Origin of the sequence: Exiguobacterium sp. s22 (assembly GCF_018617455.1) — a bacterium.
Taxonomy (GTDB): Bacteria; Bacillota; Bacilli; order Exiguobacteriales; family Exiguobacteriaceae; genus Exiguobacterium.
Map to the genome: position 1 here is coordinate 18905 of NZ_JACSKD010000010.1, position 25676 is coordinate 44580.

Here is a 25676-nt window from a genome sequence, read left to right on the forward strand (position 1 = left end):
TGTGTAATGGCAGCCTATCTTTTTGGATATTTTATTCGCTATAATACCTGTTCACACAATTTAAAGTTACTGAACAAGTTGATTAGGGGGTCTAAACTTAGCACTAATAGTCATTGACTATAAAGAATTGAATTAGATCATTAAAATTTTGTTAAGTCGCTAGCATTATATTCTTTCATTTCAAATTCAATACTATTTTTATAAGCTTCTATTAAGTCGAAATCAAATAGTTTCGTTCCATAGATTTTAGAAGGCAATATGATCATGTCCAAATAGTCATATATCTCAGCAAATTTATTGTGTTTGGCCAGAAAATCCAAATTCAATTTTTGACAATCAACTGTTATACTATTAAAAATTTTATTTGCCTCCTCATGATTACCTGGCCTACTAAAATCGATTTTAAACAGATTAAAATTTTGTTTAAGTTGTTTCTTTTGTTTCACTTTATTATAAAAAATATTTTCCTTTTTATCGATTAAAAATCTTATAAAATATTTTTTATTAGAGTTTGCACTGACAAATAAAAAAGTTTTATCACATTCTATGCCCTTCTCATTTACGCTGCTATTTTGGATAGTTCTTATAAATGTAACTGGATATTTGGGCGAGTCATCTAGATTATGTGAAGTTAGATAGTCTAAAGCATTTTTAAAAATACTGTGAGAACCCTTTTTATTTTGATTATTAGTCTTTTTGTTGTTAGATTCTTGAATTTCTTTTATAGCATTTAAGTTTGTAACAAGATAATTCTCAGATAAAAATAAAGAACATTTCATTTTTAAATAATCATCTTTCCTCCAACTGAATTTATTAACTTTTTTAAACTGGATATCAAATTCCTCGCTATAGTTGATAATTTCATTTAAAAAATTATAAATAATCACGTTTCTAAAAGTTTTGTAATCAATATCATAGCAAAGATCTAAAACATTAAGATAACTTACAAAATTATTACTATTGTACATATTAATAAGTATATCTTTTTGTTTTTCTTTTGCGTCCTTACAAATGAATTGTGTAGCGAAATACTCTTGGAAAGACTTATGATTCCACTTATATTCTATCCCCTCTCTAGTGAATAACGGTACTGTTAAAATTAAGTCACTTAAGAATAAAGAAGGTTGAAATTCAATATTCGAAAAAAAACTTGACCTGTTTAAATAATCTATTATTTGATCTTTTGAATAAGCGATAATATTATCTTTTAACGTTAAGAATCCTAGCGTTCTTAATACTGTATGAAATTTGTCAGAATCCAATTTACATTTCTTTTCGTGTTCAAAGCTCCCACCTTTTGATAAATCGTGTTCATTATATAAAGCATCATAGACTTGCCTGTAAAATATATTCTTTTTAAAAGGCAGTATATTTTTATGTTTATATGCTTTAAATAACAACGAAACCATTAAGGGATTTTCTAAAAACTCTGTAACATTCAAATTACTTTTTAATTCTAATTCTTTTATTAGTCTATCTACCATTATATTTTTAGTATCATATTTACTTAACAATTTATATGCTTCTTCTTTGGAGAGACGCATAATTGAAAACTCCTGAAATTTATTAAATGCTGTAACTTCAGTTTGTGGTCTAGATGACAAAATAAATGAATTTTTGTAAGCCTTGTCTATAAACTCTTCTAAATCACTTGTAACATTTGCTTTATCGTGAAGTGGTATTTCATCATACCCATCTAGAAAAAAATGAAATCTCCTTCGGATATTAAATCTAATACTTTGTGCTTATCAACATTACTATTTATCGGATTAATTTCTTTCATGATTTCATCGATCACAGTGTGTTCATTATTAAGTTTTCGTAACTCTATGAAAATAGGGATACCTTTATTTAGATTAATAGCTCTCAAAAACATGAATTTTAATAACGTGGATTTACCCATTCCGGCACTATCCGTTATGACAATTTTATTATATTCCTCCATCAAAGTATTAGGATAGTCTGATATTTTTTCTTGAATCTTGCATTCCTTATTTTCAAGTGTTAAAGGAATATAAATTTCCCCTAAATTTTTTGGGTTATTATTAAAAACAATAGTTTTAATAAACATATGCTTATAATATGAACGACTTAAATATTCTTCAAATACTTTGTCATTTCGTCTATATCTTGATAATGCCCACTGTTTATCAATTTTTTTCTACTTTTGGTTTTAGCCAAGTTTCAACTAAAGTTGCGTAAAAAGGAGAACTTAATGACTCAATTAGTTCTTTATACTCTAAATCCATTTTAATACTCCTTTAAAAATATTATTGTTGTTCAAAAATGTTATTCATAGAATCAAATTCTTACATACAATCCGATTTCTAGAATTTAAGTTGAATAATTGCTAGATAATTAGCAAGTGGCTAAAGTTATTGTTTGTCTTGCTTGGATAAAGTAAAAAATAATATATATTAAAGTGAAGTTTCATCGAATATTTATCATTATGGATTAAATATTTCAAATCAACTGAATGTATCCTCATATAAGTATACCTAGTTCTTTAATAATATACTCATATTTTTAACGATATTGGTGGCAGATATAAAAGTGTGCGCCGGCGCACACTTTTATGAGGTTCTTTACGTTTTCATGAACAAATAAATTTGAACACCCTTTAAAAAAGAGGCTAAACATTGGTACGTCTCAAACACATGCTAAATCCACTTTTGATTTAAAAACAATCAAGTTTTTTGAATTATCATAGTGAAAGAATAAAAAATCGCCTTACCTACAATTCTTATATTCTAAAAGTGTGCGCCGGCGCACACTTTATATAAACTTACGGTATTTGAAATAATTTGAATTGAGTAAAAAAATACGCCTTGATTTGTGCTATATTTATCCTTAGAAGAGGTGATCAATATGGAGACTCAATCAACCTCCAATGGCCGCATTCAGCAACTCATTATTTCTCAAGCGGTCACTGCTATTCAAAAACATCGCATGGAGGAAATCCTCCATAGTGTTTCTATCTTTGATATACATGAATTCGTTACGGCACTCTATCAAGAGTATTATCAGTTTGAAAATCTTGAGGCATCATATAAAAAGGTGCGTTACCATTCGTTCAATAAGTTGAAACGCCGATGGGTAAAGGCTGCGATTCGAAACTTTCAAGAGCATCGCGGTCCGAAGAAAGAACTGCGTGCCCGATACCAAATGATTTCTACGTATTATCGACTCGTCGGTCCGAAAGCATTTGAAAAAGAGTTTCACGTGAAAACAATTGATGCCTATATGGAAGACTGCGTTCGTGAACTCGAAGAGTGGGCAGAGAACCCGAATCTCTTGATTCATACCTATCCTTATTGGTCACAAAAAACCATCAACCAAATGAAAACGTCACTGAAGACAGACGTCCTGATGATTTTATGGGAGGTAGCGAAAGAAGTCGACCTTAATCAGCCGACTGCCCACCATTCTCCTACACTGGCCGTCGACATTCCATTCTTCGGTATGTCAGACCGCATCAAAAACCAGACCGATCTTCTGGACGAAAAGTTGAATGAAGCTTCTCAACTAAATCTGGAGCTGCAAAACTATGACACGGTCATTCCTAAATATAAAAAGGGGATTCCAGACCATCTTTCAGTACTCGTCAGTAAAGAATTTATTCAAGAACTAAATGGAAAAGTACCAGATCTTGATTCCAAAGACTTTGAGGCGTTCACCGAGATTCTCTCGTATCGGGATATGAGCTTCCAAACAAGTCGTAAGATCATCTTTCCACTCTCACAACTCGTCAAAAAACTATACGCGAATGACAGTGGGAAGAGCTATGATTTGACGACGCAACGTCTCATGAAGCTCGGATACTATCGCGTCGCAGGACACAGCGAGGACGGGGACTTTTTCATTCGCGGCTTGTTCTCCTCTGTGACAATCAAAAATGCGACGACATTAGCCGAGAGCCAGGTCATCGTCACGGTCAGTGAGGAAATCTACGACGACCTGTTGAAACAACAGATCGTCAGCATCTACGGGGAACAAATCGAACAGTTGAAAGGAAGCTTCGCCTATCATCTGGCCTTCGTCCTACAAAAAGAGCGGATGAGCTCTATCCAGACAGGGGAGCAACAACCGGTGCGAAGGCATTGGCGTCAGTTCACCTATTCGATACGATTCAACAAGGTCCGAAAGGCCGACAACCTGAAAGAGCTTGAGTTGAATCTGGATCGGATCAAGGAACATGATTTCATCCTGAAGGATTGGCACCGTTCCGGCGATTATTACTTCTTTACCTTCTATCCGTTGGAGTCTTGGGAATTGCCAGGTCATGCGGACACGTTACTGTTATAACTGTTATCGCGCAGAACCCAGTCTATCTGGGTTCTTTTTTAATTCATCTACTTCATTGTTTCACATGAATCACGACGATTCGAATTTAACAGTGAAATTGGAACCAACACGTCCAATGATGTCGAGTATCGTCGGACATCCTGAATTACATATTCTCTTGTACCCTACCAAACTTACACTTTCCTTTCATTCTTCTTAAAAATGGCGCTGGTTTGAATGTAACTTCCCTAAATTTTCATCTTAAAGTCCGATAGATATTCAATCAAATCGCCCTTCTTGGTGAATATGGCTTTTCTTTATATCAGATTTAAACGATTTTTGTAACAGATGACCGTACCAAACTTGCACTTTTTGTTTTTTGGTAACAGATGACCGTACTGAAAGTGCATTTTCTTATTTTGGTCACGAAACACCGTACCGAAACTACATTTTTATCGAATCATCGCTATTTAGAAAATAAATTTTTAAGACTCTTTTTGATTTTTTGGTAACAGATGACCGTACTGAAACTACATTTACTTCTCTTTTGGTAACAAACGACCGTACCAAACTTACACTTTTGCTTTTTTGGTAACAAAACACCGTACCGAAACTACAGTTTTCTCCTTTTCATCTGAAAAAATCTACTCTATTCTCTACAGCAATGGCGCTATAGAGCGGATGAATCAGTTTTGGTAACAAATGACCGTACTGAAAACGCATATTTTTGTCGGTTCAAAATGGCTTTATATCAACGCATTTTTCATTTTGGTAACAAATGACCGTACTGAAAACGCACTTTGACACTATCTTGAAAGAGCTGGATACTGAAACTAGCATATTTTAGGATAGGGGAGGTGTAGGAGAGATGATGGAGACGAATCGACATATTTTGGTCGCAAACAAGCTATTAGTCGCGATGAGCGGATTGACACGCTGGACGAAACGCCCAGATCACTATCGTTATGAGCAGCATCATTATAACATCCCGGCCTGTTTCACGGCCTTCAAATGGACCAAGTCTCGGATCCGTCATATCCTCTCCATTCTCGCCTATGCTGACGATCAAGGGAAGATTGAATTCATCGAAGACCACATGGTCGCGGATTTTGCCTGCACGTCGGTCCGCTCCCTACATAACAACTTGAAGACCTTCGAACAGAATGGTCTCATGACGGTCGTCCGTCACTTTCCAGGAGTGATCTCAATCCAATTGACGGATTACCTTGAAAACTATCGTGATTTGTTTGTAGACGGTGCTACGGTCGTTTCGAAGACCGGGTATACGTCTGTATGGCACGGTCTCTTGTCCGAATTGATCGCACTTGATAATGTGAACACGTTGCGACTCGCGCTACGGACAATCGTCCAGGTCGAAAAAGATGTTCATGTCCAGTCAAATGAACAGGCCATCCTGACCTACGATGAGATCAAAGGGTTCCTTCCTAAATACTGTGGCCATAAGCTCGCCATCCAAAAGATGATGTCTGGTCTCAAATTCCTTCAAGTGTCGCTTGTTGAAGACAGTAAGCGTTTCTTAAATATGGTCAAACAGAACATCTCGCTCAAGAAACGAGTCCAAGACGTGACACGACCGCTCTTACTTGAAGTCCAGCTATCGGCTGCGCAAGACAGTAAGCAGATCAAAGAGAAAGACCGCACTGAAGTTCAGCTCGTTTGGTTCGAAATGCGCAAGCGAGTAGGGGAGTTCTTCGACTTTGACGCTCTCAAGGTCAACCGTGACTCACTCTTCTCGATGAGCGATACATTCGGGGCCGAGACATTCAAACGGGTCGTCGAAGAGTTAAAACAGGCATTCCTACACCATCGTGAGGACTTGGTCCACTCGAGCACCCATAAGCTGTTCTTTGAGGAGCCGATTTTCTATCTCCATCAGCGACTAAAAGAGAACCAGGCAAAATCGGCTATCGCATGATGGTCTATTTGTCATGTTCATTTTTGAAAATATATATGAAAACGACCCATTCTTTCAGGTACTCCCTTCTGTTTGTATTGTTTCCCATTCGTTCTAAGTCATCATTGCATACTGAATCTGCATTTTTCACTTTTAGGAAAAAAATCAAACCAAACAGTTAAGTAATCAAGGATTTGCTGAATTAAATCCTCTCTTGTTTTTTAATTCTCAAATTAGAGTTGAAAAAAAATGAACCTTTATGAACGAAACGATGGCCCTTTTGAAATATCTCTCTTTACTTAAATCGTCAGAAGGATTGGTACGACTGGCTTGAGAGACCCTCTACTTTTTCTAATTCTATTAATCTTTATTTAACTCTCTCTAATCTATTTATATTTTTTTTAACTCAGAAGAATATGGTTTTATCTCTTCTTCTATTTAAATCACGTCCAGATGAGCCACGTATTTCTTCTATAGAAGTGATCTACAAATATGGAATGACGTTCACAACAGGAACTTTGTATAAATACCTAGGTCAAAAATGTCTCTGTATACAATTCGACGTCGAAACGTTTACAAAGAATATTTAGATTCGAAAATCGTATACAAATCCAAATTAATATTGTATACATTTATATATTGGATTTATTAGTGTCTTTGCTGTTTTTGTGTTGAATGCAAAGAATGAATGTGACATGATATGAAAGAGAAAGGGGAGAGAAGATGAACATACTCACGTTTTACATATCCAAAGGTGGATCAGGCAAGACGACCTGTTCTTTGAATATGGCTTACGCATTGGGTGAGCTGGGACAACGAGTCCTTATCATTGATTTGGATCCCCAAGGCTCGCTCAGTAAGTTGATGTTAAAAGAATCCGACACGATCAAGTATATGACGATGTTTGATGTACATACACGGAATCTTGATATCCGAGAAGTCCTGTTTGATGATGAAACGTATCACGTGAGTCTTCTCCCCTCGAATGAACGAAATGCGAGGTTGATCAATTTGATCTCCGAGCAAGACAAACTCTTTCTATTAAAAGATATGATTGCGCCGCTCGAGGATGAGTTTGATTGGATCATCCTAGACTCGGTCCCATCGATCAATGAACTTTCGAAAGTCGTGCTTTCGACGTCCAATATGACGGTCATCCCGTTCATGCCGAAGAAGCTCGTGTTCGATCAACTTGCGAGTACGGTACGGACCGTACAAAAAGTGAAGAAGTTCTATAATCCGGACCTCGTCATCACGGGAATTCTTCCTGTCGCCATGGATGCTTCGTTAAAGGCAGATAAAGAGTACTATGAAGCAATGGAAGTTATCGCGAAGGAAGAGGCACTAGAAATCCTTCCGATGATCAAACGGTCTACCTTTATCGAGAAAGCTGCCGATAGTGGCAAGAGTGTCATCCAGTACCGCTCCAAGGAATCGAAGGGACTCGCTGAACCGTTTAGACTATTGGCTAAACAAGTCGTTCAACAGGCAGGTGAGACGTCATGAAGGCACGGAACCGAAACATTCATAAAATCAAACCTAGTGAGCAGCATCCATATCAGAGCGGTTTGACAAATATCAGTACACTCGTTCAAAAACTTCCGGTGTCGAAAGAAGTCGAAGACCTCGTCCATGAGATCAACGAGCTCTCAAAAGTTCAAACGATTTCTGTATTCGAGATCGGGAAGCGGCTCGTCATCGCCCGTTCTGAGATGCATGACAAAAAAGAATGGATCGGTTTCCTCGAAGCCGTTTCGATGTCGAGTTCTCTCGCATCCCGGTATATCAAAGCCTATGAGACGTTACATCCACTCGAAGCATCCCTTGCGAGCTTACCGGCTTCCAAGCTGTTTGAACTGATGTATCTCGACAATGTCGAGGAAGTCGTCGAACAGGGACTCTATATCGACGGCGAGTCTCGGGGTGTCGACGAATTGACGGTCAAACAAATCCGCGAGGCCCGTAAAACACGTGAGCCTGTATCGAAGGTCAAAGTCAGCCCTTTTCAAAAAACGAAGAAACCATCTGCGGTTCTTTCAGCACGAATCCCGTCGGATCTGTCCGATCAGTTCCAACAGTATGCGCATGCGCAAAACCGGAGTGTAAGTGAGCTGTTGACGGAAATTATCGAGCGGACCGTGAACGACAACATCATCGACGTCACAGACGAGAAGCGAGGAGACGAATCATGAAGAAAATCGCATTGTACAATCGAAAGGGCGGCGTCGGGAAGTCGACGACCACCATCAATTTAGCTCATGCCTATGCACGTGACGGATTACGTGTCCTTGTCATCGACGCGGACGACCAGGCCTCTTCGACGAATGGGCTCGGTCTGACAAACGACTATGAAGGCAAGGTGTTACTCGATTGCCTGCTTGAAGAGAATGATCCATTCTATACACCGATCGAACAGGTCATCGTGACATGCGAGTATGAGACTGGAACGGTCTATCTTGTTCCGACGAGACGCTCAGCCTCACCGAGTGACCTGACGAGCCAGATTGGGTACGAGTATCGCCTCAGCGAAGAACTTGCCAAGATCGACGAATTGTTTGATATCTGTCTCATCGATTGCCCCGGATCGACTTCAGCGCTTAACCCGTATGCTCGCTGCGCACTTGTCGCCCAGGACCGGATTGTGATGCCTGTACAGATGCAGAAATTCTCAATGGATGCCGTCTATTCGGCACCAGAAGAATTGGAAGAGATGAAACGATTCCGGGAAGACATCCATATCGCTGCCTTCATCCCGACGATGGTGAGTTCCCGCTCGAAAGGGGATGTCACGACAGTCGAAGAACTTGAAGAACTCGGCAAAGAGGTCGGTATTCCTGTTTTGACGACGATTCCTTATGCTGTGAAGGTTCAGACACTACAACGGGAGTCTCGTCCCGTCATTGATCACAAGAGTCCAGCAACCGACGCCTATCTACAACTTGCTCAGGAGGTCCTTTCGTTATGACACGCAACCGAAAGAAACATACACCCAAGATTTCGACATTCAGTGCCAACCTTCCAGTGAATCAGAATCAACAAGTGACGGATAGCCGTACGGAACAAGTCGAAGCCGTGAAAGAGTTCTCTGCGACGACGACCGTGTCGAACCCTTATCAGGCCCTCCCAGCGACGGGATTGTCGCGTATTATCACAAAACGGCTTCCCGAGGACATGGATGGAATTGTTCAGTATTACAATCATATCGATGCGATTCAAGCGACCAGTTTTGTCGAAAAATGTCGTATACTCGCTCATGCGAACAGCCTATTCCGAGATCCGGACACAAAAAAAGAGTTCCAAAAAGAACAAGGAACGTGGAAAGACTTTTTAAATAAGATTGGAATGTCACACCCTCAAGTCAGTCGCTTCGTCTCCTTTTGGAACACGTTTGGCCCGAACATCTTAGAAAAGACGCTCGAGCATGATTTCAGTGCGACAAAGCTTGCTGAATTGTTGTCGTGGCCAGAAGATCCGAAGCTCGCGCTGCTCGAGAATAAAAAATACTACACTGCTTCAGGAGATAAGACCGTGTACGAGATGACACGTGAAGAGCTACGTGAAGTAAAACGAATGTTGATCGATCGTCAAGAGCAGCGTGTAATCGAAGTAGAGTCTACAAGAGCTAAGTCTACAAAAGTCCAAATTCGCTTTGCTGATTTAATGGATCCTTTATATGTCGGGTTGACTCAAGCCGCTAAGAAAGAGCATGTCTCTGAAGATGAAATCATTAAACGGGCCTTGGACCAGTATCTAAAGGGTTACCAAGAATAAATGTTAAATAATTTAATTTCTATATTTCTTAAAGAGTTAGGAAAAGATTACAAACTCCCTTATTTGGAGTTATTTACTTTCGTTGTAATGATGATTATCTTTTTCTACCTTTTTTCAACATTGAAAAAATACTTCGATATGAAAGAAGAACGAAACTTGACTGCATACAATGATCAATTGGATGCTTTATTTTCTGTACATCGAAGTCTTAACAAGGACACTATGGATAGAGAAGAATTAAATGACGCGTTATATAAACTGAGTCAAGTCGGGGACAGTCAGATTGCCACAAAGTCATTCTATTGGATTAATGAGAAAAGTATTAACTATCAAGACGTAATGTCTGTTATAAACATAGAAATCAGACGCCTACATAATCTAAAAGGTAGTAGTACTGTTCCAGGAGGTTTTCTAAGAGATCTAGAAGACCTATATCGGCTGACTCTCAGCTTTGTGCGTCCTGCATTTTTTGCCTTTTTACTATGGATGTTACTTATGAGCTTCATGAGTCTATGCATGATGGTTTGGTTAGGTAATATACAAATGCTCGACTTCATTGCGGTCGTTTCAATACTGTTGATTGCTCTTCTCTTGTTTAGTTTAATAGGGATCATCTTGCGCTCCCTGTTTAAAAAACCTCGTATGAAAAACTGGAGGAAAGTGTTATTAATCATTTTCATAGGCGGAGGTGGGATCATATCTTTGTATGTAGCCTCTACAAATAAAATTGATGAATTATTAGATTCGTTGGTAATTTTATCGCTTCATCTTGCTTGTTTGATTTTTATCATATATATCGATCAAGAGACTTTCCCTGATAGGAAAATCGGTTGAATTATAAATTACAGGTAAAACAATCGAATAAGTTTCCTATACATGACACCACTACTTACTAAAAAAAGAATGGTGTCTTTTTATATCGAATAAATATTAGACTCCTACGGATACATAATATCGAATTTGACTACAATTTTATTTGATTAATTTGTAGACTTATACAAAGAGGAGTATAATCGTATTAGAAGGAAGGTGTCATCATGAACTCAAATACAATCATCGTGAACAATATAAAAACACGGTTACAGGGTAATCAAAAGTCGCAACAATGGTTGGCCCAAGAAATTGGGGTCAGTAAGGCATTGGTCGGTCATATGTTGAATGAGAGCCGTGTCATCCAACCACAACGTATCGTTGCGATCGCTAAGGCATTAGGTGTATCGGTAAACGAATTGACAACTGATGCTTCAATGAGAGAAGAGCGCATGACAGTCGAGTTGCGCGGGACATTCACAAATCGGCGGTCCAAAATGGAGCTTGAACGTCTAAAATTTGCGATAGAGGATTACGTCGGTCTCAAGGGTGATTTATGATGAGGCCAACTACAAAATTTGTGGAAGACGCGGCAGAAGCGTTTGCAGCCGACTTTTTAGAGCAAGTCATGGATAGTCACGTCTTTATTGGCGCTTATATCGAACAGGTATTGGCCAAACGCGCGAACCTCATCTTTCAATATGTAGAGGACGACTTGTATTACGGTGTCGCCATCAAGCATATGTCTGGAGAAGAGTTCATCGCATTGAACTCCTACCAACCGCTACGCATGCGTTACTTTACCGCGGCCCATGAACTATGGCACTTGTCTGAAGCGAGCGAATGGCAAGTCGATGGATTCGATCATGAGCGGGCGGCTGACCGTTTCGCAGCTGCGATCATGTTGCCGAAGGGTACGACCAAAGAAGTGTGGGAGAAACTGAAGGACAGCTATGATACGAAGTCCGCCATCATCTATTTGGCAGATATGGCCCAAGTCCCATACGTCTCGGTCGTCCGACGACTCCGAGAACTCAATTATCGATTCTCTGACTTGAGTGAACAGGAAGCCGATTGGCGAGAGGAACGGAACCGTCTCGGGATTGCCCCGAGCCCATTGGATCAAGCCCAACGCTTCGAGTCATTTGTAGCCTATGAACAAGTGGTCGTCAAGGCAGTGGAAGAAGAACGATTGACACGGTTGAACGCTGCCAACAAACTCTCCGTCTATCGACCAGATCTGGCTAAAACGCTACAAGAAGATGAAATCAGTCGTCTACAAAAGGACACCACCCATGATTAAGAAGCCGGTGTTCATCGACGCAAACATTATCATTCATGCGGCAAGTTTTCGACAAGCCGATGTCTTCGCTTGGATCAACAGCCTGTATGGACAAGTCCTTATCCATGTAGAGGTATTGAATGAACTGAAGATATCTTCGGTAAGAGACCGGGTCGACGTGTTCATCAACGACGGGAAGTGGGTGCTGTTCGATCCTGAATCGGAAGCGTCGATTGCGACGGATGAACTCTATGACCTTTATCTCGTTTATCTGACAGAAGTTCGTCTTGCGTTCCAACAACTGGATGAAAAGAAAATCAGAGAAGGTCGGCCACTCAAACATACGAACGATTTGGGTAAGATTCATAGCCTTGCTGCCGCGAGGTTGAGCAGCGCCGGATTGATATGTAGCGATAACGCGGACATTCTAGAAGTCATCAAAGACGCTGAACTGTACATCGTAAACCAAGAGGAACAGGAAATACTCATTCGTCAGCATACCCTCCTAGACTTTTGAATACATTTGAAGCGATATGAGGTCGTGAAGAGGAGCGAGGTTCGAAAGTTTTTTAAGACGATTCGTCCCCGTGATTTAACTGTGCTTGATCAACACATGGATGATACATAAACATATGACGTTTCATCATCAAGACAGAAAAGTACCCAATCTGCGTCGAAGTATGACGTGTTTTGGGTACTCTTTTCATATTAGTCACTATCCGATAGCTTGTTTCGCTCATGTAGGACTGCGAGCTCGATCTGTTCCTGTAACCAGTTCTCGAACGCCTCTTTTTCGCGGTGGGAAAGCTGGAATTCCAAATAATGTCTCTCGTAGGAATTTAGTAATGCTTTTTGCAATTGTTACGGACTCAGATTCTATACAGGTTTTTTTGAAAATTAAAAGACTTTCAGGTCATCATCTTTTTTAAAAATGAGTGCTAATTATTTTCCGGCATCCTAAGCATATTTGGTGGAATCAAATGCCATTGTTCAGCAAATACGCTCTAAAAGCATTGTTTCAACGATTTAAATTGCGACTGTTAAATTAACGTATTTCATAAATTTTAAAGCCCTTTTACGGCATCCAGAAGTTCTTGAATTTCATTCATGTACTGATTAAATTCTTCATACTTGTTATCTTCACAAAAGTCCTTCATATCTACGTTTTCCAACAAAGCTATAACAGCATCTAACTTCAAATCATGGTTCCAAAAAGGCATATTACTTTCACCTTCAACTGCCACCTTTAAAGTCACACCATTCTCACCAAAAGATTCTAAAGTTAAATTTGTTTTCTCAGCCATATTTATTTCTCCCGTCTTTTTCTTGAATACTTTTTTGTTAGTCACTCTCAGATTGCTTGTTTCGCTCTCGAAGAACTGCGAGCTCAACCTGTTCCTGTAGGCGGTTCTCGAACGTTTCTTTTTCACGACGGAGAAGCTGCACTTCCAAGTGAAGTTTTTGATTCTCCTCTTCGAGTTGGTCGCTTCGTCTCGTCCGTGCCTTTAACTCGTCAAGCGAGTCCATCAGGTTCTGGTTTTGACGGTTGAGCTGGCTGCGCTCTTGCTCGAGTGTCTTCAGTTCACCCTCTAGATGAAAAACTGTTCTCTTCTGATCTTTCAACTCTTCTTTAAATGAGTCTCGCTCTGTTTCTAACGTTTCTTCGGCGATTTTTTTCTCCGTGATCAGTTGGTTGATTTGATCTTTTAATTGAGTGAGTTCACTTTCATGTGACACTACTTTTTGTTCATATTCTTCCTGGAGTCGTTCAGCTTCTAGAATCACACTTTGTTCAAGGTCTTGAACGGTATTTTTATAGCGAGTGTTGACCCGCTCATGTTCTTTTTGCTGAAATTCAAGTCTTGTGGCTCGTTCATGAAAGAGAGCGAGGACTTGATTCAATGACGCTTCAAGCGCAGCGTTCTCTTCCACGATCAAAGGATCAGGTGTTTGTTGATCAGCCAATGTAATCAATTGCTCGAACAGTTGGTTTGTCGACAGTTGCCGTTGTTCCGTTAGCCGTTGGATGTGTTCTTTAACCTCTTGCGAGACACGGAATGAGGTCACTTTGATTTCGTTTGATTGCATCAGTATCACCACTTTACGTTGTTATGTATACAAAAATGATAGATGTGTCGTTAATCTTCTATCATTTTCCCGTACTTTTGAAACAAACACAAGTTCCATACTAAAGTTTACAGAGGTGTATACATTCGACGTCGAAATGTATACACCTCTATAAAATCAAAATAATTTTTGACACTAGAGCATACACCTTTTTAAAATAAAGAATGTGATTTTTTAAAGAGACGAATATTTTTCCTCAGGTTAAGCGGCGCACTACTTTTATTGTGAAAGAAATCCTCCACAAAAAAGTGGGGTCTAGCATACATCATTATTGTAAAGACGGGATTGGTGCTTAATCTGCCATAAAAGTGATTGAGGTCTGATTGAAGAATGTTGGACATTACTTATTACATAAGAATGCTCCCCATATGACCCGGTACCTGACCGAGGTAAAACATTAAAAGCTAGCCCCGACCGAATAAAAACGACGCATACTGTTTATTCGGTCGGGGCTTAGTTTCGGTAGCTTTCGAATAATTATAATAGAAAACATACATTTTGTACGACGCGTCATCAAGTTGCACAAAAGAAACGCATTATTTGGGTTTGAAAACGTATTCATTGGGTCAACAATGCTTGCTAGAATGAAAACAACAGAAAGGAGGGTTGATGATCTGTGTATTTAGATGAACGGAGTAACCGGATTTTAAACGTACTAATCAGCAATCCAGACATTTCTAACAGTGAGGTTGAGAAACAATTCGCATTATCGAGAAGGCAGGTCAGTTATAGTTTCGCTAAAATCATTCAATGGCTTGAAGAGAACAATTATCCTACGATCAAGCGGACGAACAGCGGGAAATTTATTGTTCCTCCTCTGTTAATCAGTTTGTTTGCAGAAACCCCCGACTCTAGCATCTCCACCAAATATATTCCTTCTGAGAATGAGCGTGCTTCTCTTATTCTCCTGATGATGCTTACGAGTAAGGAAGAACTTTCACTATTACATTTTTCCAGTGCAATGGAGACTAGTCGCAATACTTCCTTACGAGATATCAAAGTCGCGCAAAAACAGATAAATGACTATCAATTGGAAATTGTTTATTCACGAATCTATGGCTACGACCTTGTAGGAGAAGAATGGGATAAACGCAGGTTATTGATTGACGTGTTGAATACTCTTTTTGACATGTATCAAGGGGAATATCATATTCAACATTTTGCTGATGTTACACAGGAAGAGATTCAACATTGCAAGTTTCGGCTTGATAAAGTGGAATCTCAACTCGAACTTAAATTTATCGATGATCGCATTAAACTTTTACCCTATGTCATTGCCATTCTATTAAAGCGAATTCAAGCAGGACATGTTATTAAGACTTCATATTTCATCGAGTACGAGGCTTTATCGGATACGAAAGAATATGAAGCGGCTGAACTACTATTAGAAGATGGGGTCTCAATCTCAAAACAAGAACGCTTATTTATTACGTTGCAGTTATTGACCTCTAACGTCTTTTCTTCACAATCTTTAGCTGAAAACGAATTACCTCAATTAAGAAACGCCATGAAACAAAGTCTTCAGTTGTTCGAGAAAAAAGCTGCCCTCTCATTTAAAGATAAAGAAGCATTGCTAGAACGACTCATGCTTCATATGAGACCAGCGTATTATCGCATTAAGTATGGCTTAACGACCAACTATTCTAAACTAAATCGAGTGAGCGAGAATTTTAAAGCTGTCCACTTCATTGTGAAAGATTCATTACAACCTTTGCAGGAGTATATGGAATGTGAGATTCCTGAGAACGAAATCACGTTTATTACCGTTTTGATTGGCGGACATGTGATAAGTAGTGGTGAAACCATTCCATTAAAGAAAAGAGCAGTCGTAGTATGTCCGAACGGTATATCTATTTCTCAATTGATGGAGCGAACGCTTCGAGATTTGTTCCCTGAGCTTTATTTCTATCGCGCATTCTCTACTCGTGAATTTGAAAAGCTAGATGTTGAATTTGATTTAGTCTTTTCCCCAGTTCCTTTACAAACAGATAAGCAACTTTTTATTGTCCAAAGTTTCATATCAGACTTTGAAAAAGTTCAATTACGGCAACGGGTCATGCAGAATGTTTTTGGACTGGTAACGCCTATGATCAACACCGAACAAATCTTATCGATTGTTGAAAAATACGCATCGATCCATGATCGTCCCTTGCTCGAAAATGCGCTCCAAAACCATTTCTCTTTGCAATTACCATCTGAAATGAAGCAAAAAGAAGATTATTTACTATCTGAGGTAATTACTCCTGAGACCATGATCGTCCGTGACTCTATCGCCAGCTGGCATGATGCCATCGAGTTGGCTGCTCAACCGCTTCTATCCAAAGGGGCAATCACTGAAAATTACGTGGAAGTCATGAAACACCACTATCCTATGTTATCTCAGCACATTCTTTTAAACATGAATGTAGCCATTCCGCACGGTCGCCCTGAAGATGGTGTGAATTTTATCGGAATGAGCATGTTAAGAGTGAATGACGGAATTTTGATCGAAGATGGTTCCGTGGTGCACTTTGTTGTGGTCATTGCAACAGTCGATAAAAATCGTCATTTAAATGCACTTTTACAGCTAATGAAACTTGCGGGACACAAGAAGGATATGGACCGAATGCTACATTCGCGTGACGAGAACGATATGCACCTAATCCTTCGTGAATATGACAGTTAATAAATCAGGGGGTGGCATCAATTCATATTCCAACTATCCTTGTCGCATGTGGATCAGGAATTGCTACATCGACCATTGTGGCACAACGAGTAGAACGTCTTTTGTTAGAAAAAAGAATTCGAGCACAACTTGTACAATGTACAATCGCAGAAGTCGCTTCATTGCAGAAGAACGCTTCACTTGTCATTTCGACAACAAAGCTACCAACCAAATATGAGACGCTTACTGTCATTGCTACCTCCTATATTACGGGTGTCAATATGGAGGAAGTAGATGAACAAATTATCACTGCACTTCAACAATAATTTATCTGAAGTTAATTAATATAGAAGGAGTGAGCAATTAATGAAAGCAGTAATGAAGACGAACGCGGGTTATGATCAGATGGAACTGGTAGAGATTCAAACACCGGAAGTAAAAGAGGATTTAGTGAAAATAAAAGTGGCTTATACAGGAATATGTGGGACAGATATTCATACGTTCACTGGAGAATATCGAAACTCCAAAACGCCTGTGATTTTAGGGCATGAATTTTCAGGTATCGTGGTGGAAGTGGGGGAAGACGTCCATAAAGTGAAGGTTGGGGACCGAGTCACTAGCGAAACGACTTATACGACATGCGGTCAATGCGAATATTGTCTTGAAAAAGACTACAACCTTTGCTCTAATCGGAAAGGTATTGGAACTCAAGTGAATGGAAGTATGGCAGAATATGTTGTTTCTCGTGAAGAGAGTGTTCATGTGTTAGCAGACAACATCAGTTACGAGGCTGCCGCCTTGACCGAACCTCTTGCATGTTGTGTACACGCCGGAATGGAAAAGACCCTAATCAATTCGGAAGATACGGTTCTTGTCTTTGGTCCAGGACCGATAGGACTTTTACAATGTCAGGTCGCAAAAGCACAAGGCGCCTTCGTCATTCTTGCGGGTATCACGAAAGATCAACCACGTCTTGAATTGGCTAAGTCAATGGGAGTAGACATTGTTGTAGATATCCTTAAAGAAGATTTGACGGAAATTGTGATGACAAAAACGAATGGCTATGGAGTCGATAAGGTATTTGAATGTTCAGGTGCCGTCCCTGCATTAAATCAAGGTCTACCGCTTGTTAAGAAAAAAGGGACCTTCGTTCAAGTTGGGATTTTTGCACAAAAATTAAATCCACTGGACCAGGAAGCCGTAGTACAACGTGAAATTATTTACATCGGGACACGTTCTCAGAAACCAAGCTCTTGGCACACAGCTTTAAACTTGCTTGAGAGGAACAAAATCGATACAGATAAAATGATCACAAAAGTGGTCCCTCTCGAAAAATGGCGCGAAGGATTTGAGGCCGTCATGGCGGGAAATGAAATCAAAGTGATGATTCAGTCTTAATTATGGATAAAATTACTATATTAAAATAATTTTAAAGGAGTAATTTTGATGAAAATAGGGATTATTCATTTTGATGGGGTCCCGTCTCCGGTCAATCAACTGATGCATGTTTTTTTATCTAAGACCATCCCGTATCATCAAGTAAGTGCAATCGAGATCAAAGATGTGAACCATGTCACGTGTCGCGCCTTTTCACAAGAAGACATTCGAGTTTCGAGTGACTTGTCAAAACGCTTGGTTTCACCATCTACAACATTAGAGCCCAACGTTTATAAGGTATTCTTGCCTTTTGATGTAGTGATCGCCATTGGTCATGATTCAAGTTTGAGAGCAATAGAAGAGTTGGTGCCATTAGTCGAAGGAACTAAGTTTCTTATCGTACCCGTTTCGATTTACAATGACTTCGATAACGGTGAATCATCATTAGGATATGACTCAGCACTAAACTCTATTGTGGATTCAATTCTGCGGATAAGAGATACCATCGATTCATTGGTTTACTCGAACCCACGTGTGTTTGGAATTGAGTTGCCGCAACGTACACCATTCCAAATGGTAAAAGAAGCCGCTTTAGCTATAGATGGTATTGCAATTCCTCCGTATTTTAGAGAGGCTGAAGCGCTGCAACTGGAAACAAGACTTCATAAGATCTTGGATTCAAGCAAAAATTATTCATTTCTTTTGTACAACGAGCGAACAAGCGCACATCTGAACGAACATATGGATTTCTCCTCTGTTCAAATCGAATTCAAAGTGAATAAAATTGACGAGGCGATGTGCCTTGGCCAACGTCCCACTGCTCGTGATCGAATAATGGCTACGGAACTTGGGTACAAACTAGCTCAAAGAATCCCAAACATCACACAGAAACTTAATGTATTTTTGATAAAAAACCAAAAAGTGTATGTGGTTGAGTCAGAGGATCTGTTCTCCTAAGACATCACCACGTTGAACAAATGGGATTCGATTATTGAGAATGAAAACGCATACAAAGCGGTTGGTGCCGATGCTATCATGAAAACAGGAAGTAAAGAAGGACGACAGTTAGTCAGGTGCAATAAAGACATTTGAAGTCCTTAAACTGTCGTAATTCTTTAGTCATTTAATGTGATAAAACTGGAGGGGAAGTTAGAAATGCGATTTGATGAAACGTTAATTCTACAAGAAATCGTTGCCGATCGATTTGAAGACGTGCTAGATAAGATGGCAAATCATCTATACGAATTAGGCATTGTCAAAGAAAGCTACATCGAGGCAGTGTTAGAAAGAGAAAAAACATATGCTACGGGTTTACCTACCAACTCTTATTCGGTAGCGATTCCGCACACCGATAGCGAGCATGTAAACGAGAAAGCAATCAGCCTAGCGATTTTAAAAAATCCGGTACCGTTTGGGATTATGGGGGAAGCGAATGCCCAGACACCGGTTAAGTTGGTCTTTATGCTCGCTATGGATGAAAAGGAATCGCAACTAACGCTTCTTCAAAATCTAATGCAAATTTTTCAAAATGAGAACACGCTAGAGGCGCTGGCGACAGAAACCTCAAAATCAACAATTCGACAAATACTTCATGATCAACTATTAGGTGTAGAACAAGGGGGAAATTCAAAATGAAAAAAAATATTCTGATTGCGTGTGGTGCAGGCATCGCAACTTCTACGATTGTAAATGACGCAGTTGAAAAAATGTGCAAAGAGAATGGCATCAATGCCACGCTTCATCAAATCAAAATTACAGAGGTCGGTTCATACGTCGATACGGCAGATCTATTGGTAAGTACGACAATTGTTCAGAGAGAGTATCCTTTCCCGGTAATTAATGCACGCGCTTTCTTGACTGGTATCGGATTAGATCAAGTGAAAGCAGAAATTTTAGAAGAACTGAAGAAATAAGCGTGCAAAGAACTGGATTCGGCTTCGGGGAGAGGTTGAATCCAATTGATACTCATATCACAGTAGTTAAAGAGAGGGATATTTTATGAACGGTGTTGTGGAAGGCTTACAGTCTTTTTTGGCTTTAGGACCAACAGTAATCTTACCGGTGGCGATATTCTTAATCGGGGTTGCATTCGGCCAGTCAGTCGGTAAAGCATTTCGTTCTGGTCTAATCATTGGGGTCGCTTTTGTCGGGATTTTCTTAGTCGTTGACTTATTGGTAAGTAATTTAGGACCAGCGGCCAACGCTATGGTCGAGCGCTTTGGGATCCAATTAAACGTGATTGACGTAGGGTGGCCAGGATCTGCATCTATGGCTTGGGCCTCTCCTATCGCAGCTTTCATTATTCCGGTTGCACTATTGGTCAACATCTTGATGTTGATCACAAAAACAACGAAGACCATGAACGTCGATATTTGGAACTTCTGGCATTTCACATTTACAGGAGCGATGGTCTATACGATTTCAGGCAGTATTTTTCAAGGGATTTTGGCAGCAGTCATTTTCCAGATCATTTGTTTGAAAATTGCTGACTGGACGGCACCGATGCTTCGAGATTATTTTGACCTCCCTGGTATCTCAATCGCCACGGGGAGTACGGTCGCATATGCCCCTCTTGGTATCCCACTCGTAAAATTGGTTCAAAAAATTCCAGGTGTGAAAAATTGGAACGCTGATCCTGAAACGATCCAAAAACGTTTTGGGGTGTTCGGGGAATCCATCTTTATGGGCTTGATTCTCGGTATCGGTTTAGGACTTCTTGCAGGGTACCCAATCGGTCAAGTCATCCAAACGGGTATGGCGATGGCAGGGGTCATGGTATTGATGCCACGGATGGTCAAGATTTTAATGGAAGGTTTGACCCCGGTGTCAGAGTCAGCTCGAGCTTTCTTAAGTAAACGCTTTGGAGATCGAGACATTTATATCGGTTTAGACGCGGCAGTCGCAATCGGTCATCCCTCTGTCATTTCAACCGCTTTAATCTTAGTGCCGATTACAGTGGCCTTGGCTGTCATCTTACCAGGAAACGCAGTACTCCCATTTGGTGATCTTGCGACGATTCCCTTCATTGTAGCATTTATTGTCGGGGCTGCTCGTGGGAACATCGTTCACTCAGTCATCGTTGGAACAATCATGATTGCATTGACCTTGTACATGGCCACAGACTTAGCCCAAATTCAAACTCAGATGGCTATTGATGGCCACTTTAAAATGCCTGAAGGAACGAACTTAGTATCAAGTTTAGATCAGGCTGGTAACATGATTAACTATGTGGTGTATAAATTCTTTGCAATTTTTAACTAAGTAGGGAGGGTGGAGGACGGGTCCTATGTCGTTCTCCTCTCATCTTTAGGCTTAACACCAGGAGTGTAGAGAGGAAGAGGTGAAGCGATATGGTAGAAATGTTCGTAGACTATGCTTTGGGTCCACACGGAAGATACTTAAGTGATTTGTATCAAGAACATCAATTCGTTGTGAATTCAATTGTTGTCGGTATCGCCCTGTTTAAGCTTTTCTCGACAAAGCGAAAAAATATTACTGCCTCCAATGAATGAATTTCTTAAATTTATTCCCTGTTTTAGCAATCCCCCATTTGCGATAACGAAAAAGGAGAGTGTTTTTGTAATGAGTACTTTATTAAAAGAGCAGGTTGTACAATTAGCGGTCAATACAATTCGAACGTTATCAATCGATGCAATTGAAAAGGCAAACTCCGGGCACCCTGGTATTACAATGGGAGCGGCCCCGATGGCATACGCTCTGTGGAGCACAGAAATGAACCATAACCCTCACAACTCAAACTGGTTTAACCGAGATCGTTTCGTTTTATCTGCTGGTCACGGCTCTATGCTACTCTATAGCCTTCTTCACTTGTTTAACTATGATGTGACGATGGAAGACTTAAAAAACTTCCGTCAATTCGGTAGTCGTACCCCAGGACACCCAGAATATCGTCACACGGCAGGCGTAGAGGCGACTACCGGCCCTCTCGGCCAAGGTGTAGCGATGGCAGTCGGGATGGCGATGGCGGAAAGACATTTGGCAGCGACCTACAATAAAGATGGCTTCCCGATTGTTGATCATTACACGTACTCGCTTTGTGGTGACGGAGACTTAATGGAAGGGGTATCTGGTGAAGCCGCTTCCCTTGCCGGTCACTTAAAATTGGGCCGTCTGATCGTTTTATATGATTCAAATGATATCTCACTAGATGGAGAATTAAATCTTTCATTCTCAGAAAGTGTGGAAGATCGCTATACGTCTTATGGGTGGCAAGTCATCCAAGTAGAAGACGGGAATAACATTTCAGAAATTCAACAAGCACTACGTGAAGCGAAGGCAGATGCGTCGCGACCTACGTTGATTGAAGTAAAAACAACAATTGGATACGGATCACCCAACAAAGGCGGTAAGTCGGCCTCACACGGCGCTCCGCTCGGTGCCGAAGAAGCTGCACTTGCCAAAGCGGCATATGGATGGACTTATGAGGAGCCGTTCTTCGTTCCCCAAGAAGTAAGAGATCACTATAGTACGTTTGTCGAAAACGGTGTACGTAAAGAAGTAGAGTGGAACAACCTGTTGCTTGGTTATAAAACCGCTCATCCGGAATTGGCTGCCCAATTTCAGTCTGCTCTTGAATCAGAGTTGCCTATGGAATGGGCAACAAACATGCCGAGCTATTCATCGGATCAATCAATTGCTACACGCGCTTCATCTGGCCAAGCCTTGAATGCAGCCTCTGCAGTCATCCCACAATTAATAGGGGGTTCTGCTGACTTGGCGAGTTCGAATAAAACGCTGCTCACTAAAGAAGGAAACTTTTCTGCAGCGGATTACACGGGCCGCAACCTTTGGTTCGGGGTACGAGAATTTGCTATGGGATGTGCAATGAACGGGTTAGCGCTTCATGGTGGACTAAAAGTGTTCGGTGCAACATTCTTTGTCTTCTCTGATTATTTAAAACCAGCAATGCGTCTGGCGGCATTAATGCAGCTTCCCGTCACGTATGTTTTCACGCACGATAGTATTGCTGTAGGGGAAGATGGTCCGACACACGAGCCGATCGAACAATTGGCATCGCTAAGAAGTCTCCCTGGACTAACTGTAATCCGACCTGCTGACGCAAAAGAAACGGTAGCTGCTTGGCGATTAGCGTTAGATAGTAAGGACACACCTACCGCTTTAGTATTGACTCGCCAAGATGTCCCGACATTGGAATTGAACGAAGAACGCGTGTATGAGGGCGTGTCTCGCGGGGCATATGTGGTTTCGACGTCGACGAAACAAGCAGAAGGATTACTGATCGCTACAGGGTCTGAAGTATCCCTCGCGATTCAAGCTCAAGAAGTACTTGAGAGAGAAGGGATTTACGTCAACGTCATCAGTATGCCAAGTTGGGATCGTTTTGAGAAACAATCACTAGATTACAAAGAACAAGTGTTACCGTGTCGTTTAACCTCACGTCTTGCAATCGAGCTCGGTTCATCAATGGGGTGGCGTGAATATGTCGGTGATTGTGGCGCAACTGTGACCTTGGATCAATTCGGGGCTTCTGCACCAGCTGATGTATTATTTGAGAAATTCGGATTTACCGTTGAGAACATTGTTCGTCAATACAAGACGTTGTTATAACCATGTAATCGAATTTTGATAATAACGGGGAAGTCTTGATCATCCAAGACTTCCCCATATTTTTTAGGAGCGGAGGAAAATAAATGAACACGCAAAAGGTTGTCTGTTTTGATTTAGATGGCACGTTATTGACGAGTAACTACAAAGTATCCGCAAGTTCAATCGTGGCGATTCGGTCGTTGCAAAAGAGAGGAATTAAGCCAGTTATTGCTACGGGACGAAACATAGCAGAGATTGGGACTGTTTTAGAGGAAACAGGTATCAATTCATGTGTAGCAATGAACGGACAGTATGTCATGGTCGATGGGAAAGTGATTTATGAAAATCCGCTGGCGACTTCTGACGTCTCGAGACTTCATCAATCAGCTGATGAACGAAATCATGAACTTGCTTTTTATACCCCGCACTCCATTGCAGTGACAAAGGCAAATTCCACTGTCATCACTGAAAATTATATCGAGCGGGTAGGAACCGTCTACCCTCCAGTGAACCCATACCTGTATCGGGAGCAACAGATCCATCTGATGGTGCTCTTTTGCCGAGAAGGAGAAGAACGCTATTATGAGAAAGCCTTTCCCCACTTCCAATACGTTCGTCATTCAAAACTTGGGTGCGACGTCTATCCTGCCACCACATCCAAAGCGACTGGATTAATGCGTTTATTTGACTATGAAAAAATCTCATTCAAGGATACATATGCATTTGGCGACGGGATGAATGATATAGAAATGTTCGGGCTTGTCAAATATCCTATTGCCATGAAGAATGCTGTCCCTACATTAAAAGAAAAAGCTTGGCATGTGACCAAAACCAACGATAGCGATGGAATCTGGCATGGGCTCAAATATTGTGGATTAATTGATTGAGCATACAGGCATGTAAAATCGACAAAAACTGCAGTCAATAAATTGACTGCAGTAAAAAATTCAATCACAAGATGTAGCATAACTACGTTCTTTTTTTATAAATAGTAAAAAAATTAAAGCGTTATTAAATCGCTCAATCCGATTCGCGTTAGAAAATCTTGTCGAGCTTCATCCGCAAACGAGGAGACCCGTTCTGATCCGTCATCGACAGGGTCGATATGAACACGGAACGGGCGACTTCCTTTCGGTAAAGCCACCACTTTTACAATTTCTCGGACCACCATGGAAACGTCAGCGTCTTCAGGAGCTAGGGCAGAGAGTCGCTCACCGACTTGTTCCATCAGTCCTGCGTAATGTTCTTCATATTCACGTTGAACGTGTGTATCAGTAGGGACCCCTGCATTGAGGAAATGATTGGTCCCGCTTGTGAACGATCCGGGGACGATGATTGACGTTTCGATGCCGAAACGAATAAGTTCAGCTGCATAAGAAACGGCCAAAGAGTCCATTCCTGCTTTAGCTGCGAAATAAGGAGCAAGATACGGTGGTGTACCACCTTTCACGCTTGAACTAGATACCCATATTAGGAGACCGTTTCTTTTACTTCTCATGTGAGGCAATACCGCGCGGTTCACACGTTGAGTGGATACGACGTTCGTATCATACATATTTGCTAATTGTTCAGGAGTAAACGCCTCGGTAGGACCAACTACCATATGGCCTGCATTATGAATGACGACATTGATTTCTCTATGTTTTAAAAGAATGGTCTGAATCGCATTGTCGACTGAATGTTGCGAACTCACGTCCATTTCAATCGGATGAAGATCAACGTGATGACGCTCTGCATACATTATTGCTTCTTCGAATCTAGGGGCATTGCGACCTAAGGTTTCTCGCATGCCCGCGTAAACAACATGTCCTTCCTGTGAAAGTGCGCGAGCAGTCAACGCGCCAAACCCACTTGAAGCCCCAGTGATCACAATAACTTTTTTATCCTCGTTTCTCATA

The 25676-nt window shown here is 40.7% G+C and carries 24 protein-coding genes; 19 read left to right on the plus strand and 5 right to left on the minus strand.

The window, feature by feature from the left end; translation table 11 throughout:
• Positions 1-140: 140 nt before the first annotated feature.
• Together KNO94_RS13550 and KNO94_RS13555 are read right to left on the minus strand one after the other, a co-directional pair.
• Positions 141-1544, minus strand: coding sequence for an NACHT domain-containing protein (locus KNO94_RS13550; protein WP_214780544.1), 1404 nt, complete (start codon positions 1542-1544; stop codon positions 141-143).
• Positions 1545-1696: 152 nt separating this feature from the next.
• Positions 1697-2071, minus strand: coding sequence for a hypothetical protein (locus KNO94_RS13555; protein ID WP_214780546.1), 375 nt, complete (start codon positions 2069-2071; stop codon positions 1697-1699).
• A 797-nt stretch (positions 2072-2868) separates the two neighbouring features.
• Here KNO94_RS13555 and KNO94_RS13560 point away from each other — a divergent pair.
• The 10 genes from KNO94_RS13560 (at position 2869) to KNO94_RS13605 (ending at position 12579) form a co-directional block, all read left to right on the plus strand.
• Positions 2869-4305, plus strand: coding sequence for a hypothetical protein (locus KNO94_RS13560; protein WP_214780548.1), 1437 nt, complete (start codon positions 2869-2871; stop codon positions 4303-4305).
• Positions 4306-5155: 850 nt separating this feature from the next.
• Positions 5156-6220, plus strand: a complete 1065-nt coding sequence (locus KNO94_RS13565; RefSeq protein WP_214780550.1) for a hypothetical protein — start codon at positions 5156-5158, stop codon at positions 6218-6220.
• Positions 6221-6922: 702 nt separating this feature from the next.
• Entirely contained in the window at positions 6923-7705 is a 783-nt protein-coding gene (locus KNO94_RS13570) for a ParA family protein (protein ID WP_251125986.1), read from the plus strand.
• Positions 7702-8391, plus strand: coding sequence for a DUF3102 domain-containing protein (locus KNO94_RS13575; RefSeq protein WP_214780553.1), 690 nt, complete (start codon positions 7702-7704; stop codon positions 8389-8391). Before KNO94_RS13570 ends, KNO94_RS13575 begins: the two co-directional genes overlap by 4 nt.
• Positions 8388-9164 carry a ParA family protein gene (locus KNO94_RS13580; protein ID WP_214780555.1) on the plus strand — a complete coding sequence of 259 codons (777 nt, stop codon included), beginning with the start codon at positions 8388-8390 and terminating at the stop codon, positions 9162-9164. The genes KNO94_RS13575 and KNO94_RS13580 overlap by 4 nt, the downstream gene beginning before the upstream one ends.
• On the plus strand, positions 9161-9970 hold the full coding sequence (locus tag KNO94_RS13585) for a hypothetical protein (RefSeq protein ID WP_214780557.1): 810 nt from the start codon (positions 9161-9163) through the stop codon (positions 9968-9970). Before KNO94_RS13580 ends, KNO94_RS13585 begins: the two co-directional genes overlap by 4 nt.
• A complete protein-coding gene (locus KNO94_RS13590; RefSeq protein ID WP_214780559.1) occupies positions 9971-10804 on the plus strand; it encodes a hypothetical protein in 834 nt (277 codons plus the stop codon).
• Between the two features lie 203 nt (positions 10805-11007).
• The gene (locus tag KNO94_RS13595; protein ID WP_214780561.1) at positions 11008-11340 is read left to right on the plus strand and encodes a helix-turn-helix domain-containing protein; all 333 of its coding nucleotides are present in this window, start codon (positions 11008-11010) and stop codon (positions 11338-11340) included.
• Positions 11340-12083, plus strand: coding sequence for an ImmA/IrrE family metallo-endopeptidase (locus tag KNO94_RS13600; RefSeq protein ID WP_251125987.1), 744 nt, complete (start codon positions 11340-11342; stop codon positions 12081-12083). Before KNO94_RS13595 ends, KNO94_RS13600 begins: the two co-directional genes overlap by 1 nt.
• Positions 12076-12579: a hypothetical protein gene (locus KNO94_RS13605; RefSeq protein WP_214780565.1), complete on the plus strand. Its 504-nt coding sequence runs from the start codon at positions 12076-12078 to the stop codon at positions 12577-12579. The genes KNO94_RS13600 and KNO94_RS13605 overlap by 8 nt, the downstream gene beginning before the upstream one ends.
• Positions 12580-13126: 547 nt before the next feature.
• Here the strand turns inward: KNO94_RS13605 and KNO94_RS13610 are convergent.
• Both KNO94_RS13610 and KNO94_RS13615 read right to left on the minus strand, forming a co-directional pair.
• The gene (locus KNO94_RS13610; protein WP_214780568.1) at positions 13127-13366 is read right to left on the minus strand and encodes a hypothetical protein; all 240 of its coding nucleotides are present in this window, start codon (positions 13364-13366) and stop codon (positions 13127-13129) included.
• 37 nt (positions 13367-13403) lie between these two features.
• On the minus strand, positions 13404-14150 hold the full coding sequence (locus KNO94_RS13615; protein WP_214780570.1) for a hypothetical protein: 747 nt from the start codon (positions 14148-14150) through the stop codon (positions 13404-13406).
• Positions 14151-14805: 655 nt separating this feature from the next.
• On the opposite strand from KNO94_RS13615, the gene KNO94_RS13620 reads away from it, so the two are divergent.
• The 9 genes from KNO94_RS13620 (at position 14806) to KNO94_RS13660 (ending at position 24665) form a co-directional block, all read left to right on the plus strand.
• Entirely contained in the window at positions 14806-16854 is a 2049-nt protein-coding gene (locus tag KNO94_RS13620) for a BglG family transcription antiterminator (protein ID WP_214780572.1), read from the plus strand.
• A 20-nt stretch (positions 16855-16874) separates the two neighbouring features.
• Positions 16875-17159: a PTS sugar transporter subunit IIB gene (locus KNO94_RS13625; RefSeq protein ID WP_214780644.1), complete on the plus strand. Its 285-nt coding sequence runs from the start codon at positions 16875-16877 to the stop codon at positions 17157-17159.
• Positions 17160-17199: 40 nt separating this feature from the next.
• Positions 17200-18231, plus strand: coding sequence for a zinc-binding dehydrogenase (locus tag KNO94_RS13630; RefSeq protein WP_214780574.1), 1032 nt, complete (start codon positions 17200-17202; stop codon positions 18229-18231).
• 48 nt (positions 18232-18279) lie between these two features.
• The gene (locus tag KNO94_RS13635) at positions 18280-19167 is read left to right on the plus strand and encodes a 6-phosphofructokinase (RefSeq protein WP_214780576.1); all 888 of its coding nucleotides are present in this window, start codon (positions 18280-18282) and stop codon (positions 19165-19167) included.
• A gap of 198 nt (positions 19168-19365) precedes the next feature.
• On the plus strand, positions 19366-19845 hold the full coding sequence (locus KNO94_RS13640) for a PTS sugar transporter subunit IIA (RefSeq protein WP_214780578.1): 480 nt from the start codon (positions 19366-19368) through the stop codon (positions 19843-19845).
• Positions 19842-20123, plus strand: coding sequence for a PTS sugar transporter subunit IIB (locus KNO94_RS13645; RefSeq protein WP_214780580.1), 282 nt, complete (start codon positions 19842-19844; stop codon positions 20121-20123). Before KNO94_RS13640 ends, KNO94_RS13645 begins: the two co-directional genes overlap by 4 nt.
• 85 nt (positions 20124-20208) lie before the next feature.
• The gene (locus KNO94_RS13650; RefSeq protein ID WP_214780582.1) at positions 20209-21471 is read left to right on the plus strand and encodes a PTS galactitol transporter subunit IIC; all 1263 of its coding nucleotides are present in this window, start codon (positions 20209-20211) and stop codon (positions 21469-21471) included.
• A 321-nt stretch (positions 21472-21792) separates the two neighbouring features.
• Positions 21793-23799 carry a transketolase gene (gene tkt / locus KNO94_RS13655; RefSeq protein ID WP_214780584.1) on the plus strand — a complete coding sequence of 669 codons (2007 nt, stop codon included), beginning with the start codon at positions 21793-21795 and terminating at the stop codon, positions 23797-23799.
• 83 nt (positions 23800-23882) lie between these two features.
• On the plus strand, positions 23883-24665 hold the full coding sequence (locus KNO94_RS13660; RefSeq protein WP_214780586.1) for a Cof-type HAD-IIB family hydrolase: 783 nt from the start codon (positions 23883-23885) through the stop codon (positions 24663-24665).
• Positions 24666-24778: 113 nt separating this feature from the next.
• Here the strand turns inward: KNO94_RS13660 and KNO94_RS13665 are convergent, their stop codons facing one another.
• Positions 24779-25675, minus strand: coding sequence for an SDR family oxidoreductase (locus KNO94_RS13665; RefSeq protein ID WP_214780588.1), 897 nt, complete (start codon positions 25673-25675; stop codon positions 24779-24781).
• Between the last annotated feature and the right edge of the window lies 1 nt (position 25676).

Excerpts from the sequence above, each read along its gene's own strand:
- KNO94_RS13585 (WP_214780557.1), top strand. The coding sequence starts at position 9,161 with ATGACACGCAACCGAAAGAAACATACACCCAAGATTTCGACATTCAGT.
- KNO94_RS13615 (WP_214780570.1), bottom strand. The coding sequence starts at position 14,150 with ATGCAATCAAACGAAATCAAAGTGACCTCATTCCGTGTCTCGCAAGAG.
- KNO94_RS13565 (WP_214780550.1), top strand. The coding sequence starts at position 5,156 with ATGGAGACGAATCGACATATTTTGGTCGCAAACAAGCTATTAGTCGCG.
- KNO94_RS13560 (WP_214780548.1), top strand. The coding sequence starts at position 2,869 with ATGGAGACTCAATCAACCTCCAATGGCCGCATTCAGCAACTCATTATT.
- KNO94_RS13660 (WP_214780586.1), top strand. The coding sequence starts at position 23,883 with ATGAACACGCAAAAGGTTGTCTGTTTTGATTTAGATGGCACGTTATTG.
- KNO94_RS13595 (WP_214780561.1), top strand. The coding sequence starts at position 11,008 with ATGAACTCAAATACAATCATCGTGAACAATATAAAAACACGGTTACAG.
- KNO94_RS13570 (WP_251125986.1), top strand. The coding sequence starts at position 6,923 with ATGAACATACTCACGTTTTACATATCCAAAGGTGGATCAGGCAAGACG.
- KNO94_RS13605 (WP_214780565.1), top strand. The coding sequence starts at position 12,076 with ATGATTAAGAAGCCGGTGTTCATCGACGCAAACATTATCATTCATGCG.
- KNO94_RS13665 (WP_214780588.1), bottom strand. The coding sequence starts at position 25,675 with ATGAGAAACGAGGATAAAAAAGTTATTGTGATCACTGGGGCTTCAAGT.
- KNO94_RS13645 (WP_214780580.1), top strand. The coding sequence starts at position 19,842 with ATGAAAAAAAATATTCTGATTGCGTGTGGTGCAGGCATCGCAACTTCT.
- KNO94_RS13575 (WP_214780553.1), top strand. The coding sequence starts at position 7,702 with ATGAAGGCACGGAACCGAAACATTCATAAAATCAAACCTAGTGAGCAG.
- KNO94_RS13640 (WP_214780578.1), top strand. The coding sequence starts at position 19,366 with ATGCGATTTGATGAAACGTTAATTCTACAAGAAATCGTTGCCGATCGA.
- KNO94_RS13550 (WP_214780544.1), bottom strand. The coding sequence starts at position 1,544 with ATGCGTCTCTCCAAAGAAGAAGCATATAAATTGTTAAGTAAATATGAT.
- KNO94_RS13580 (WP_214780555.1), top strand. The coding sequence starts at position 8,388 with ATGAAGAAAATCGCATTGTACAATCGAAAGGGCGGCGTCGGGAAGTCG.
- KNO94_RS13610 (WP_214780568.1), bottom strand. The coding sequence starts at position 13,366 with ATGGCTGAGAAAACAAATTTAACTTTAGAATCTTTTGGTGAGAATGGT.
- tkt (WP_214780584.1), top strand. The coding sequence starts at position 21,793 with ATGAGTACTTTATTAAAAGAGCAGGTTGTACAATTAGCGGTCAATACA.
- KNO94_RS13600 (WP_251125987.1), top strand. The coding sequence starts at position 11,340 with ATGAGGCCAACTACAAAATTTGTGGAAGACGCGGCAGAAGCGTTTGCA.
- KNO94_RS13630 (WP_214780574.1), top strand. The coding sequence starts at position 17,200 with ATGAAAGCAGTAATGAAGACGAACGCGGGTTATGATCAGATGGAACTG.
- KNO94_RS13590 (WP_214780559.1), top strand. The coding sequence starts at position 9,971 with ATGTTAAATAATTTAATTTCTATATTTCTTAAAGAGTTAGGAAAAGAT.
- KNO94_RS13635 (WP_214780576.1), top strand. The coding sequence starts at position 18,280 with ATGAAAATAGGGATTATTCATTTTGATGGGGTCCCGTCTCCGGTCAAT.
- KNO94_RS13555 (WP_214780546.1), bottom strand. The coding sequence starts at position 2,071 with ATGTTTATTAAAACTATTGTTTTTAATAATAACCCAAAAAATTTAGGG.
- KNO94_RS13650 (WP_214780582.1), top strand. The coding sequence starts at position 20,209 with ATGAACGGTGTTGTGGAAGGCTTACAGTCTTTTTTGGCTTTAGGACCA.